Raw genomic sequence first — 13,372 nt, forward strand, 5'->3', positions numbered from 1 at the left:
GCTGGTGGAAGGTCATGGAACGGCGCGCCGCCGTGGACGCCGACCCCATCAACCCCGAGTACGTCGTCCACGCGCTCGACGCCCTGCTCCCCGACGATGCGATCCTGGCCGCCGACTCCGACTCCGACTCCGACTCCGACTCCGACTCCGACTCCGGCTCCGCCGCCAACTGGTATGCCCGCCACCGGTTGTCGACCAGATCACTCCGTTACGGGCAGGCACTCGGCGAGCAGGTCGACGACGTCGTGCCAGGCTCGCCGTGCGTGCTGTGGGTGGTAGCCGACGCCGGGACGCACGGTGTGGTCGACCGGTGGGTGGTGGAAGGCGTGAAGGGCCCCTCCGTAGACCGCGAGGCGCCAGTCGACGCCCGCGGCCTGCATCTCTGCGGTGAACGCGTCCCGTTGGGCGGGCGGCATGATCGGGTCTTCCGACCCGACCCCGGCCCATACCGGGCAGCGAATGCGTGCCGCCTCGCCCGGTCGGCCCGTGGTCAGTGCGTTGACTGTCCCGATCGCGCGCAGGTTGACGCCGTCGCGCCCGAGTTCCAGCCCGACGGCGCCCCCGGTGCCGTAGCCGATGGCGGCGATCCGGTCGGGGTCGGTCCGCGGTTCGGTGCGCAACACGTCGAGCGCCGCATGACCGATGCCTCGCATCCGGTCGGGGTTGGCGAGTAGCGGCATGCAACGGGCCAGCATCTCCTCGGGGTCGGCCAAATAGCGCCCGCCGTGAAGGTCGAAGGCCAGCGCTACGTATCCCAGCTCGGCGAGAGCATCGGCCCGGCGGCGCTCGACGTCGCTGAGCCCCGTGCCCTCTGGCCCGAGCAGCACCGCGGGCCGGCGATCGACTCCGGCCGGGAGTGCGAGGTGCCCGATCATCGTCAGACCGTCGGCCGGGTACTCGACCGTGCGCGTGGTAATCGTCGTCATGCGACTGGACTGTAGTGATCGTCGAGTCCGGTCGGGCCGCTGTTCTGCCGCTGGCAGAACAGCGCGGGTGTTCCTCTGAAATGCGGCGATGGCTCATGATCCGCTACAAACCCGGTTCCCGCGGCAGCGGTTTCGGATGACCTGCTCGCCGTGATGGAGCACATGCAGGACCACCTTCCTCGCGCACTAAAGGGTGCCGAATCGTGATCGTGTTCTGAGTCCGGAAAAGCCATGGGTCTACGACCCCAAGGGCGGTCGGCCGCCCAAGCACGGTGGCGAGTTCGTCTTCGGCGACTCGGCAACCTGGGGTTCCGGGCAGGCCGTGACGGCCACGGACACCCGGCTCTATGGGAAGGCGACCGCGCAGGCGCGGGACCGGCTGCACCCGCGCCTGACCCGCCGGGCCGCATGGCTTGACCACGACGGCCCGCTGCCCATCATCGAGGGCACCGTCATTCGGCTGGTCGTGGAGAAGCTGCCCTGCGGCGGGGTCAACAAGCCGGTCTGGCTGTGGTGGTCGGGCACGGTGCGACCGAAGCGGATGTCGACCGCTGCTGGCAGTCCTTCCTTCGACGCTTCGACATCGAGCACACGTTTCGCCTGTTCAAGTAGACGCTCGGCTGGACCAAGCCCCGGCTCCGCGACTCGGAGGCGGCCGATCGGTGGACGTGGTGGGTGATCGCCGCCTTATGCCCAGCTCCGGCTCGCCCGCCCACGGGCCACCGACCTGCGGCGGCCTTGGGAAAGGCCGAGCGATCCGGACAGACTGACACCTGCCCGCGTCCGCGGAGGCTTCAGAAACCTGCACGCGAAGACCGGGTTACCAGCCTCGGGACACGGACCGGTCACCCACGCCACCCTGGACAGCCTCCGCCCGACCAAGGTCGTCGACAACCTCCGCATGCACCTGGTCGCCGGAGGCGCTCTGCCCGCGCGCGACGAGCGGCTCGCCGCCCTCGAACGCTGGCTGCGCGCAAGGACCACCCAGGTCCTCGATCCAGAGAGCCGAAAGGTCCTGAATGCGTACGTCACCTGGCACCTGCTGCGTCGACTGCGCGGTTCGTCCCGACGCCGTCCGGTCACCCAGACGCAGGCTCACGGGGGGGGCGGGCCTACGTCACCCAGGTGGTCCGGCTGCTCAACTGGCTCCACACCCAGAACATCGCTCTCCCCACGTTCACCCAGGACCACCTCGACGCCTGGCTGGACGAGCATCCCGCCCGCGGTCCACGTGTCCACAGCTTCCTCGCCTGGACAAGCCGCAAGGGACACACGCGACAGCTCACCGTCGAACTCCCCACCTCGACGTTCACCGGGCACCTCATCGCCCAGGACACCCGCTGGTGTCTGGTCAACCGGCTCATCCACAACGACGAGATCCCCGTATCCGACAAGACAGCCGGACCCCTCGCCCTCCTGTTCGCCCAAGAGCCCGGCCGCATCACGGCCCTCACCACCGGGCACGCGGAGATCAACCCCGGCACGGTGGTGCTCCGGCTCGGGAAAGTCCCGGCCGAGATGCCACCGCCCCTGGACGACTACATCCGAGCCCTCCACACCGACGCCATGGCCAGGGACACAGCCAGCGAGCGCTGGCTGTTCCCAGGCCGATTCCCTGGCCAGCACCTCAGCCGCAGTCGGCTGACCAACCGCCTCCAGGCACTGGGTATCCGCCCCCGCATGGCTCGCAACACCGCCCTCGTCGAACTCGCCTCCGAACTGCCCGCGGTCGTGGTCAGCCGTCTGCTCGGCATCCACCAGAACACCGCCGACACCTGGAAGCGCATCGCCGGCCGGGACAACAGCTACGCCGCTGAGGTCGCCAACCGCCCATAATCCCGTCTCTCTAGTAGTGGGCCATCCCGGTGCGCTGACCTGGGATGGTTCAGATTGACTGAGACGGGACAGGCTGACTCGTCTCGCTCAACCTGAGCAGAGCGCGCCGTCCGGGCTTACGTGTTCTGGGGATGCTGGTGGGTGCGCCAGAGGCGTCTGAGTGCTTCGAGTTCAGTTCGGGGGAAGTGCTCACCCCACTTGCCTCGGTAGCCGCTCTCGCCGTAGGTCTTTGCGACCTCGTCGAAGCAACGGATCACAGCGCGGGCGAGCTGGTCGAGGCCGAGCTGAATCGACCAGATCTGGTTTCCCTTGTTGTCGTGGTCTCTGCCGTCGCGTAGTTCGAGCACGCGGATCCAGGTGTCCTCGCCTTCGCGGTAGAAGATCCACCGGTAGACGGTCGGCTCGGCCTCGAACTGGGCACGGGTCTCTGCCTCGCCGGCGACGAGCCGGGCCACCGCGGTCAGGAAATCCTCGGGCGCATTGCTGATGTAGGACGCAGTGAGCTCGACTTTTACCTGGTGATCTTCAACGGTGCAGTCGGCCCACCCGGATCCCGCCAGCGTCCAGGTGATGCGCATGCCGGATGTCACGGCTGCTCCTTGGTGAGGAAGCTCCGGACGTCGGCCGCCAGGGAAGCCATCTGCGCGCCGGCCTCCAGCCAGGTGGTCACCGAGGCGCCCCAGCCGCCAGCGGCCTGTGGCCACGGCCGCAAGGCCCAGGTCAGCCCGACGTATCCACCGGACCGGAAGACGGCCGACACCGTCAGGTCTCGATCGTTGGTCTGCCAGCTCCGCTCGCCGTCCCATCCCCTGTAGTCGGCAACGAGCTCGTCCAGGAACGTGGCGAGATCGCTGTCCCAGATCCAGGCGACGACCTCGTTGACACGAGCCGTCAGGCTCGGGGCTCGTAGCTCGACGGCATAGTGCACCGAGTCCGCGTCAAAGCTGAACCGGTCACAGAACGTCACACCCACGGATGAGTTGTCCTGGCAGCGAATGGTCACGCTGGACTTGTCATTGAAGTGGCCGCCTGGGGATGTCATGCACGGAACGCTAAGCCAGTGCTGCCGTGATCGTCATCCGGATTCGCCGCTGACACCGTGCAACAGGGCTTCGGCGATCTCACGCAGGCGGTCCATGGTGATGCCGGCACGCCACCGGCCGCAACGCGCGCATTGCGCAACTTCTGATAGCCGGAACTACCAGCATAGGGCGGTGGGGAAGTCGCCCCGGCTTCGGGCGAGGTTGGCCAGGCCGCGGCGGGCGCGTGGGGCGAGGCGGCCGTTTGCGTCGGCGACGTGGCGCATGCCGTCATGGACTGCGTCGGTGCGGGGGAGGTCTGTCCGCGCCGATCAGCGGGCTGCTGTCCTGTGGTGAGGCGGTGGGCGAGGTAGGTGTCGCAGTCCTGCTCGGAGAAGTCGCCTTTACCGACTCTCGATGTGTGCGGGTGGACTCTGAACTGAGGTGATGCGTCGCGTAGATGTCCGTGACGGTTGTTCACCTGCATGTCTTCCCCCGCTTCGCAGGTGACCCATTCCGCATTGATGCTGACTGGCGCGTGCAGGAGCGAGACCAGCTCGACAAGACAGCTGCTGCCGTCCATGGCGGCCTCACTGCCCTCGGCACTGGCCCCCACTGACAACCACGGCTCTCCGGGACACGGTCTCACGTGGGTCAGCTGAGGCCCGACGTCGGTTTCCTCGGCCAGCTGGGGGTGGCGCCCTTCCGGGCCAGGCGCCTGGTCATGAGGGTGATGGCGGCCCAGGTGATCAGCGTCTCGGAGTGCTGGACGAGCCGCTCGTAGTCGCGCGCGTGACGACGGGCGTTCATGATCCAGGCGAGGGACCGTTCGACGACCCAGCGGCGGGGCAGCACGACGAACCCTGAGGTGTCCTTCGGGCGGGAGACGGCCTTGATGGTCAGGTTCAGGTGCTTCTTCGCCCAGGTGACGAGCTTGCCCTGATACTCCATCCCCATGGGGCTCCGTTCTCCTGGGCCGCCTCGGTCCGAATCTGTCCGGTGTCCAGAACTCGGGGTGAGGGCCCGACCTTGCGCGTATCGGGCCCGTCGGCAAGCTCCGCACGTGTAGGCCGCCGGTCACCTCTTCGGGATGACGGGGATCTCAAGGGTGGAGGGGCGGTCGGGCGCCCAGAGGATGGTGGCTTTTCCTGAGGTGGTCGGTTGGTAGTGGGTGGGGAAGTGGCCGAAGGATGGGTTGCGGGGTTGCAGATATCGGCCGGCCGCCATGAGTCGCAGGTTGTCGCCGGCGTGGAAGAGGGTCGCCGAAGAGCTCAGAGGGATGAGTACTTCGACTTCTTCGTTGTCTCGGACCGGCTGGATCGTTCGGAAGGTGTGCTCGGGCTGGTGGGGGGTGCTGAGCACCGGGTCGAGTTCGCGGAGCGCGAGGCGGAGGCGGCCTTGTGCGACCAGATCACGTCCGTACCCGTAGGAGCCTTGGAACGGGACAGGTGCGTCGTGCGATCGTTTCTCGACGCCGACGAAGATCCGTGGGTCGTCGGCGCCGGTGGTGGCCACGTGCAGCCGCAGTGTCATCGGGCCGCTGAGCTCGGTGTCCTCTTCAAAGCGGTAATCGAAGACGGCCGCGTTGCGCCGCAGGTCGAACGTAACGCTGCCGGCGCTGCCCGCGCCCTCGGCCAGGGCGCCCCCCTCGGTGAGGTGGAGCTGGCGCCAGTCGGTGCGTGCGAGTGGCCATTCCTGCTCATCCCGCACCTGGACGACGTGGTCGAGCCGGTCCCGGATCTCCAGTCGCAGGCGCGGCAGCGAGGGAACGTCCTGTTCGCGCAGGTGCCGGTCGAAGAACGCGAGCTGGGCCCGGAGAGCTTCCTCACCGTAGAAGGAGGCCCACTTGGGTCCGCGGTGCGCGTACGCGTGCCGGTCTGTGGACCCGACTTGCTGGAAGGCGCGCATCGATCCCCCGCTGTGGAGATTGCTGTCGGAGAAGCTGGCGCACACCAGAATCGGGACCGTGATCTTCGACAGGCGGGGGGTGAGTGATTCCCACCATGCGTCACGCAGGGGGTGTTTGCGCCGCTCGGCCGCAAGGTCGGTCTTCAGGCGAGCCTTTCGGCCGGTGAGGAACAGCCAGACCCGGGCGAAGCCGTTCTCGACGACACCGCCAGGGGTGAAGAAGTCGCGGTACGCGTCGGTGAACCCCTCCCACGGGCAGATCGCCTTCAAGGCGGGCGGATTGAGCGTGGCGACCTTGTACTGGGACAGAGCGAGATACGACACGCCGAGCATGCCGACACGGCCTGTGGACCACGGCTGCTCCGCGGCCCACGCGATCACCTGGGAGATGTCGTCGGCTTCCTGATCGGAGAGCAGGTCGCCGCGCCCTTCGGAGTGACCGCCGCCGCGGGTGTCCAGGTTGATGACCGCGTAGCCTCGCTGGGTCCACCAGACCGGGTCGGGAGCTTCCCAGCTGGTCTGGTCCGAGATCCGTAGCGGCGCCGGCTGATTCATGATCCGGAACTGCGGGTTCAGAGACCACTTGCCGCGCCTTCGCTTCGGTACGGAATCCTTCCCGTAGGGGTGCGCCGACAGGAGAACCGGGAACGGACCGTCACCAGCGGGGCGGAACAGATTCAGGCGGAGCGTGACGCCGTCGCGCATCCGTACCGGCACGTCCTCCTCCTTCGTGACGTCCGGTGGCATCGGGTAGACGGTGACCGGGGGGCGCAGCGCCGTCGCGATCCGCCGACGTGCGTAGGCCGCGGCGTCGGGTCGTTTCCAGGGCCGTTCGAGAGTCTTCTTCATGGCTCAGTCCTACCATGCTTTTTAGTCCCATTCTAGTGGACTTGATCGTCGCTCTAGTTCATGGTGTATGCTGCTGCCATGACCGTCGATCAACCCGACGAACCGAAACGCCGGAGTCGTCAAAAGAGGGTCGGTGACGCCTTGCGGCGTGATACCCGCAACCGGATTCTGGAGGCCGCCGAAGAAGAATTCACGGCACACGGCTATACGCGGACGACGGTCACCAGGCTCGCCGCCGCGGCCGGAGTTTCCGTTCAGACCCTTTACCTCGCATGGGGAAGTAAACGCGAACTCCTTCGCGGATACATGGAGAGAGCCCTCGCGGGAGGCGCTGCTACCCCGGAAGACGCGATCTCACGATTCGCCGGTATGCCACCTCGCGAGCGACTCGCAGAACTGGCCGACCTCGTCGCGGAAATCGCCGAACGCGCCGCGACCGGATGGCGCCTCTACCGGGACGCCTCAGCCGTCGACCCCGAAATCGCCGCAGACTGGGACGAACTCCAGCTCCTGCGCCACCAGCTCGTCACCCGAGTGCTCGACGGCATCCCCGAAGCGGCACTGGCCGACGGCCTCACACCTAAAGACGCGATCGACACGGCATGGACCATCGCGAGCCCCGACAGCTACGACCTTCTCGTCCATCGCCTCGGCTACAAACCCGACAACTTCCGCGACTGGATGAAACAAACCCTGACCGCAGCCATACTCGCCCCCCACGTCGGCACGGACACCACGACATGAGCGCCACCGCATGTCCCGAGGACGACGACACCGTCCGAGATCACACTGTTCTCATCACAGTCGTTGCAGAGCGGCGTGATCACGAGTGCCCCAAGCCCACGTGGCGAAGCCGCTCACGCCTCTACGCCGACCGGGTGACCGTTCGTCATTACTCTTGCTGTCCTGTCACCCCTATGGGGTACTGAAGACATCCAACCGGTGGGTCGCCCATCCCCTCCCGGGGAGTTCGGCAGTCGACCCCTCCGTTGTGCTCCGGTGTGTTGTGCGGGCGGAGATGGCCCCTGCTCCGCGGCGAGCTCCTTCTGGAAAGGGCCAGCCCCACTTCAGACCTGTCTCCGGTGCCGGCGGCGCCCCCACCCCTCGGAAGGGAAGCAGCCGGTGGACCTACCGTGCTCGGCTGCACACGGCCCGCGCCTGCCGTCGCTCCGGACCCAGGTTTCAGTCAACACCTGGACCGCACCGGCCTTGCAACGCATCACCTCTGAAGGCGTTCTCTGATGACTCGCGCTGTGGCGCTCATCTGCACACTCAACGCTTCGCCCGCCCGTTCCAGAAGTCAACTCCTGGCGGATCAGATCATGACCGAACTTGTTGACCCCGGCGTGCAGGGCGAGACCGTCCGAATCGCCGATCACGAGGTCCGGCCCGGCATCGCACGCGACATGGGCGACGGAGACGCCTGGCCCACACTGCGGGAGAAGGTCATGGAGGCCGACATCCTCCTGCTGTCCACCCCGATCTGGCTCGGTCACCCCTCTAGCCTGTGCCAACGAGTCCTGGAACGACTCAACGCCGACATCTCGGAAACCGACGGCCAGGGCCGGCAGCTGACATACGGCAAGGTGGGACATGGTCTCCGTCGTCGGAAACGAGGATGGTGCGCACAAAGTGAGCGCCGACCTCGTCCAAGGCCTCAACGACCTCGGATTCTCCCTCGCGCCGGGCGCCGTCACCTATTGGGTGGGCGAAGCCCAGCAGGGCACGGACTACCAGGAACTCGAACAGACTCCCGATTCCGTCGCAGCGACGACACGGGCTCTCGCGGCCAACGTGGTGCACTTGGCCCGCACCTTGAACAACAACCCCTATCCGCCCAGCTGACCCCACTCTGCCTCGAGGCCGAGGGGGCAGAACACGCGTCAGCGAAAGCCCACCTGGGCCCTGCCCCCCTTGCTTCGATCAGGGGCGCCTCACCCTTCTGCACGGCAATGGAGGAATCTGAAGCGGCAGCCGAGAATCCCTGGCGCAGGGGCCCACGCCTGCGCTCCGTCCCGGCCGTCCGGCTCACCTCCGCCAGCGCGGAGACCACTACGGCACCTACCCCGAGACGTACTGCCGGGACGGCTCACCTCCGCTCGGGCGGAGGTGAGCCGTGGTTCCCATATCCTCTTCGGGGCATTAAGAAGTGCTCTCTGCGCAGGCGGTAGTGGGCGTCAGCCGGGCGATCCGGGCAAGGCCGCGGCCGCGGTGCTGCGCATCGTGGCGGCCGAGCAGCCGCCGACGCGCCTGCTGCTCGGCGGCGACGCACTGCGGCTCGTCCAGGCCGGGCGTGATGCTTTCGAGCGCGGCATGCTGGCATGGGCGGAGTTGTCGGCCTCTACCGACTTCGACGACGTGAGCCGGTCCGCCGCGTAATGTCACTCGCTGTCGGGTCCCCAGTGCGGGGCCTCGGCGGCGGCCGACCAGGCATAGGTGACGGGCATCGCGTACGCCCGAGCCATCCCCAACCTCTGTCCCCGGTGACCACGTAGACCGCAACTCCCCCGAGCGCGAGGCCGACGATAAACACGAGCATCACCGGGGCACCGCCGAAGGAGTGGTTCAGCGTCTCAGCGCTCGGTCAAGTCGGCAGATATCACAGATCGCGGCCTTCCGGTTGGCGCAGGGTTCGGCTGCCTGCTGGGTGGTGATGCGTGTGTGGCTGTCCGGGCTTGCCAAGCAGTTGCGACGGTGCAGGCGGCGGGAGGGGGAGTCCTCGCTGTACTGGTGGATTATCGCCTGGCTGTGGTGACGATGCCGGGGATCTTCCACGGAGTGGAGGTACCGACGGCTGCGGGTCACTGCGTGGGCTGGTTCACGCGGATCAATGTCTGCTGGCCGTTGGCGACGAGCTTCCTCTGACCGCCGTCCTGGAGGCCGAACACCTCCAGTCGGCAGACGGTCAGGGTGCGGCCGGACTTCAGGACGGTTCCGATCGCCTCGAGGTGATCACCGACGGCGGGGGCGAGGAGGTTGATCTTGTACTCGACCGTGAGGACATCGGTGTCCTCGGGGAACAGGGTGTAGCCGGCGTAGCCGCCGGCGGTGTCCGCGATGGCGCTGGTGGCGCCGGCGTGGAAGTAGCCATGCTGCTGGGTGACTTCGGGGCGGGCTGGGAGCACGATGTGCACACAGCCGGGTCCGATGTGGGTTATGCGTGCGCCGAGGTGCGCCATCAGCCCCTGCCGGTCGAAGCTGGCCTGGATCCGCTTCTGCACCGCAGGGCTTGCCTGTTCCTGCTGGGTCCCATCTTCCACTTGCTCTCCTTATGTACGGACGGGGTGGGGCGGGAAGGCCACCGGTGACGATCATCATGGCGGGATCGGGATGACGCCAGGGTGATGTGCATACCGTCCTCGGCCGCGACATTGAGGACTTCGGTGAACAGGTCGTACGGCTGGCCGTCCCACTCCAGGGTGCGAGACGCCGTGGATCGCGTGCGGTCGCGGCGTGCCGCCAGAGCAGAGTGGCGGGGGTGGTGTGGCAGAAGGCGCCGCGCAGGCAGCCGTCGAGGGGTGCCAGGCAGTCGCTGAAATCCTGCCTGAGTCCGCGCCCGTGGCCCACACAGCGGGACGATGGCCGATCTGGCCAGCCGGCCGGAGAATTCAGAGGGCACCATGCCGCCCTTCACCGACCTGCCCCTTCCCACCGCTCCGCCCGTCCGCGGTGGAGCTCCTCCTTCGCCGCTCGCCCCGGCCGCGGGCACCGCGTCGGCTGCTGAGCAAGCCCCGGTGAGTACCAGCAGGGGACGGTCTGAGGGCCCACACCCCCAGCCGCCCGGAACATCTGCTGCGCCTGCTCCAGAGCCGTGTCGTACGTCTTGGCCCGCGCCCCTCTGCTTGCCTTACCCGGCCGGCTGGAACGGCTGGCCCGCAGCCCGGGTGCGTTTGTGGACGATGCCAGCGACGCTCAAGGTCTGGCCGAACAGCTTGGATCGGTAACAGGAGCCGTTGTCGGTTAGGACGCGTTCGACGGTGATGCCGTGTTCGGAGAAGAAGGCGTTCGCGCGTCGCCAGAACGCGGCTGCGGTCTCCTTGCGCTCGTTGGCCAGGACCTCGCTGTAGGCGAGCCGGGAGTGGTCGTCGATGGCTGTGTGGACGAAGCTGTATCCGTTGACGGGGCTGCCGCCCTTGCGCGCGTCGGTCGTCGCCTGTCTGTTGGCACCGGCCTTCTGCCGGGGGATGATGCGGTGCCCGCCGCCGTCGGGGATGTTGCCGAGCTTTTTGATATCGACGTGGATCAGCTCGCCGGGGCGTGCGCGTTCGTACTGGCGAATTACCTGGCCGGTGGGCCGGTCCATCCAGCGCAGTCGGTTCAGTCCGTGGCGGGTGAGCGCGCGATGGACTGTGGAGGGGGGTATGCCCAGGATCGGACCGATCCGTGCGGGGCCGAGCTTTCGCTCGCGCCGCGGCGCGCAGACCTGTTTCTCGACGTCTGAGGCAGTGCGGTGCGGGGTAGTCCGGGGCCGACTCGTGCGGTCGAACAGGCCGGTGTCGCCCTCGGTGTGCCAGCGACGTACCCACTTGTAGGCCGTGGCGCGGGAGTTGCCCATTTCGTCGGCCACGTGGGCGACGGGGCGACCGGCTCGGACCCGGTCGATCGGAAGTCGTCTGCCGTAGACGGTCAGTCGGGCGTTGGGGTGGGACACGAAGACCTCTGCTGTGGTGCGGATCTTGATCAGCCGGCTGGGCTCAGGCGGGGAGCGCAGGCACGTGAGGCCGCCGACCCGGTGGTCGGCGGCCTATGGCGCTGTGTGGTGGGCGGCGGGGTCAGGCCGCGAGTCGGGTGCCGCGGCGCCAGATGGCGCGTGTGTTGAGGGTGTCGGAGATGGTGCTGGTGGGGTCGCCGTCGATGAGGAGGAGGTCGGCGCGCATACCCTCGGCGATGCGGCCGCGGTCTTCGAGGCCGAAGCGGCGGGCAGTGGTGGCGGTGGCTGCGCGCAGGGCCTGGGCGGGGGTGAGGCCGGCTTGAACCAGGTACTGCAGTTCGTGGTGGACGCTGGCGCCGTGGGCGAGCCCGCCCAGGAAGGGCAGGGGCAGGGAGACGTCGGTGCCGGCCAGCAGGTCCACGCCTGCGTCGGCGAGGGCCTTGACGGTGACCAGAACGTCTTCGATCTTGCCTTGGGGGTAGTGGCCGAAGGCGGAGCGCAGGGCCTTGTCCCAGTCCGCATCGAGGCGGGTGGCGACGCGCGGATCGTCGGCGAGGTCGCTTCCGGTGATGCCCATCATGGAGGCGTTCAGGACGACGCAGGGCACGACGAACACTCCAGCGGTCTTGACCAGGTTGATGATCTCGTCGGTGTGGGGCTGGTCCATGAAAAGGTGGGCCAGGCCGTCGATACCCGCCTCGATGGCCATACGGGTGGCGTCCACGGTCAGGGCGTGGGCGATGGTGAGCATGCCGTGCTTCTTGGCCTCAGCCACGCCGGCGTTCAAGGTGGCCTGGTCAAGCATGGGCAGGCCCGGATGCCCTTCGACGCTGCCGTCGTCGACCATGAACTTGATGTAGTCCGAGCCGCGTTCGATCAATTGCGGGATGAATGCAACGGCTTCTTCGGGGGTGGTGGAGAACGGCATCAACGGCGGCTCTCCTGCAGGCTTGGCGCCGGGAGGAGGGCCGGGACGGAAACCCTCGGGGAAGAGCTCACTGGGGTGGCCGCCCGGAGGGGTGATACCGAAACCGGAGGAACGCACGTCAGCGACGGCATCGTCCTCGCTGATGTGGGCCCGGTTGTCCCGCGTGTTGGTGCCCTGCATCTCCAACTCGGTCGTCACACCGAACCGCAGCGCCAACGCCAGCGCGTCCCGGCTGGTGTGGACGTGCGCGTCGATCAGGCCGGGGAGCAGCGTGGCGCCGCTGCCGTCGACGATCTCGGCCCCTGCCGGGGCGTCGCCGCCGATGCGGGCGATGTGCCCGCCCTCGACGAGCACGGTGGTCACCCCCAGCGGCTTCTCGCCGTCGAAGACCCGGGCACCAGCAATAGCGGTCACGGACATGGCTTACCTCGATCCTGGAGTACGACCCTCCCTCTCAATATATACCTAAAGCTATGCACATGCATAATGAAATGGTTATGCATGTCGACCAAAACTCCCTAGGATGGGCGGCATGAGCAGCTCGTCAACGCCCCGGGAGACCGGCAAGAGCCTCTTCGATCAGGTCGGACCTGCCCTGTCGCGGCTGCGGCGGCGCACCTCGGGCGGACGCAGGGATCTGACCCGCAACCTCGTCCTGAACGTGGTCGCGGACGCGCCCGGCGAGATGACGGTCGGCGGCATCGCCGCCGAGATGGGCGTCACCCAGCCCGTCGCCAGCCGCACCATTGCCGCCTGCATCGCCGACGGACTGCTGCGGCGATCTGCATCCCAGGCAGACGGCCGCCGCACCGTCCTTGAACTCACTCAGGCCGGCCAAACCGAGCGCCGCCGCTTCGCCTCCGAGCAGCGCGAGACCTTTGAGCACATCACCGCTGCATGGGAGCCGACCGAGCGCATGCAGTTCGCCCAGTTCCTCATCCGCTACAGCCAGGACGCCAGCGCCTGGTCCGCCCGGCAGACCCACCGCAGCGACGATGACCCGAGTGCCCGCGCACACGACTGAACCACCCCGCAGCGATGTAGCGCAGGACCAAAGGACAGGACCCGCGTCACGCCGCAACATCACCCTCTGGCAAGCTCCTGAAAACCGGACGAAGCGAAACCCCTGGGCATTGTCAACAACGCTCGTGGGCAATACACCTAGATGGCCGATTCCAAGGAGCCTGAAGAGGAGAGCCAGGTCCACGCGTGGCCAGCCAGCCATGCGCGCACCGACCACCTACGACCACTGAAA

At 67.5% G+C, this 13,372-nt stretch carries 10 protein-coding genes and 5 pseudogenes; 7 read left to right on the top strand and 8 right to left on the bottom strand.

The genetic code is table 11. The annotated features are described in order from the left end of the window. A pseudogene (locus AB0C66_RS35790) lies at positions 1 to 185 on the top strand (hypothetical protein); the annotation flags it as partial. A gap of 15 nt (positions 186 to 200) precedes the next feature. Here AB0C66_RS35790 and AB0C66_RS35795 read toward each other — a convergent pair. Next, entirely contained in the window at positions 201 to 926 is a 726-nt protein-coding gene (locus AB0C66_RS35795) for a dienelactone hydrolase family protein (RefSeq protein ID WP_362448758.1), read from the bottom strand. Between the two features lie 253 nt (positions 927 to 1,179). Here AB0C66_RS35795 and AB0C66_RS35800 point away from each other — a divergent pair. Both AB0C66_RS35800 and AB0C66_RS35805 read left to right on the top strand, forming a co-directional pair. Continuing rightward, positions 1,180 to 1,731: pseudogene (locus AB0C66_RS35800) on the top strand (transposase); the annotation flags it as partial. A gap of 320 nt (positions 1,732 to 2,051) precedes the next feature. After that, positions 2,052 to 2,762, top strand: a complete 711-nt coding sequence (locus tag AB0C66_RS35805; RefSeq protein ID WP_362448785.1) for a hypothetical protein — start codon at positions 2,052 to 2,054, stop codon at positions 2,760 to 2,762. Between the two features lie 116 nt (positions 2,763 to 2,878). Here the strand turns inward: AB0C66_RS35805 and AB0C66_RS35810 are convergent, their stop codons facing one another. The 4 genes and pseudogenes from AB0C66_RS35810 to AB0C66_RS35825 all read right to left on the bottom strand — a co-directional run bounded on the left by AB0C66_RS35810 (position 2,879) and on the right by AB0C66_RS35825 (position 6,538). After that, the gene (locus AB0C66_RS35810) at positions 2,879 to 3,352 is read right to left on the bottom strand and encodes a hypothetical protein (RefSeq protein ID WP_362448761.1); all 474 of its coding nucleotides are present in this window, start codon (positions 3,350 to 3,352) and stop codon (positions 2,879 to 2,881) included. Beyond that, entirely contained in the window at positions 3,349 to 3,804 is a 456-nt protein-coding gene (locus AB0C66_RS35815; RefSeq protein ID WP_362448764.1) for a DUF6228 family protein, read from the bottom strand. Before AB0C66_RS35815 ends, AB0C66_RS35810 begins: the two co-directional genes overlap by 4 nt. Before the next feature lie 631 nt (positions 3,805 to 4,435). Continuing rightward, positions 4,436 to 4,720, bottom strand: a pseudogene (locus tag AB0C66_RS35820) (transposase); the annotation flags it as partial. 138 nt (positions 4,721 to 4,858) lie between these two features. After that, positions 4,859 to 6,538: a CocE/NonD family hydrolase gene (locus AB0C66_RS35825; RefSeq protein WP_362448767.1), complete on the bottom strand. Its 1,680-nt coding sequence runs from the start codon at positions 6,536 to 6,538 to the stop codon at positions 4,859 to 4,861. Between the two features lie 78 nt (positions 6,539 to 6,616). Here AB0C66_RS35825 and AB0C66_RS35830 point away from each other — a divergent pair, with 78 nt between their 5' ends. From AB0C66_RS35830 to AB0C66_RS35840, 3 genes and pseudogenes are all read left to right on the top strand, one after another. Next, entirely contained in the window at positions 6,617 to 7,282 is a 666-nt protein-coding gene (locus AB0C66_RS35830; RefSeq protein WP_362448770.1) for a helix-turn-helix domain-containing protein, read from the top strand. A 497-nt stretch (positions 7,283 to 7,779) separates the two neighbouring features. Continuing rightward, a pseudogene (locus tag AB0C66_RS35835) lies at positions 7,780 to 8,383 on the top strand (NAD(P)H-dependent oxidoreductase). A gap of 366 nt (positions 8,384 to 8,749) precedes the next feature. Continuing rightward, positions 8,750 to 8,917: a hypothetical protein gene (locus AB0C66_RS35840; RefSeq protein WP_362448773.1), complete on the top strand. Its 168-nt coding sequence runs from the start codon at positions 8,750 to 8,752 to the stop codon at positions 8,915 to 8,917. A gap of 422 nt (positions 8,918 to 9,339) precedes the next feature. On the opposite strand, the gene AB0C66_RS35845 is transcribed toward AB0C66_RS35840, so the two are convergent. The 3 genes and pseudogenes from AB0C66_RS35845 to AB0C66_RS35855 all read right to left on the bottom strand — a co-directional run bounded on the left by AB0C66_RS35845 (position 9,340) and on the right by AB0C66_RS35855 (position 12,537). Continuing rightward, complete coding sequence (locus AB0C66_RS35845; protein ID WP_362448776.1) at positions 9,340 to 9,798, bottom strand: PaaI family thioesterase; 459 nt, start codon at positions 9,796 to 9,798, stop codon at positions 9,340 to 9,342. A 596-nt stretch (positions 9,799 to 10,394) separates the two neighbouring features. Then, positions 10,395 to 11,189 (bottom strand): annotated as a pseudogene (locus tag AB0C66_RS35850) (IS481 family transposase); the annotation flags it as partial. A 121-nt stretch (positions 11,190 to 11,310) separates the two neighbouring features. Further along, positions 11,311 to 12,537: an amidohydrolase family protein gene (locus tag AB0C66_RS35855; RefSeq protein ID WP_362448779.1), complete on the bottom strand. Its 1,227-nt coding sequence runs from the start codon at positions 12,535 to 12,537 to the stop codon at positions 11,311 to 11,313. Positions 12,538 to 12,649: 112 nt separating this feature from the next. Here AB0C66_RS35855 and AB0C66_RS35860 point away from each other — a divergent pair, with 112 nt between their 5' ends. Next, positions 12,650 to 13,141, top strand: coding sequence for a MarR family winged helix-turn-helix transcriptional regulator (locus AB0C66_RS35860; RefSeq protein WP_362448782.1), 492 nt, complete (start codon positions 12,650 to 12,652; stop codon positions 13,139 to 13,141). Positions 13,142 to 13,372: the final 231 nt, after the last annotated feature.

Origin of the sequence: Streptomyces sp. NPDC048636, assembly GCF_040650655.1 — a bacterium.
Classification (GTDB): Bacteria; Actinomycetota; Actinomycetes; order Streptomycetales; family Streptomycetaceae; genus Streptomyces.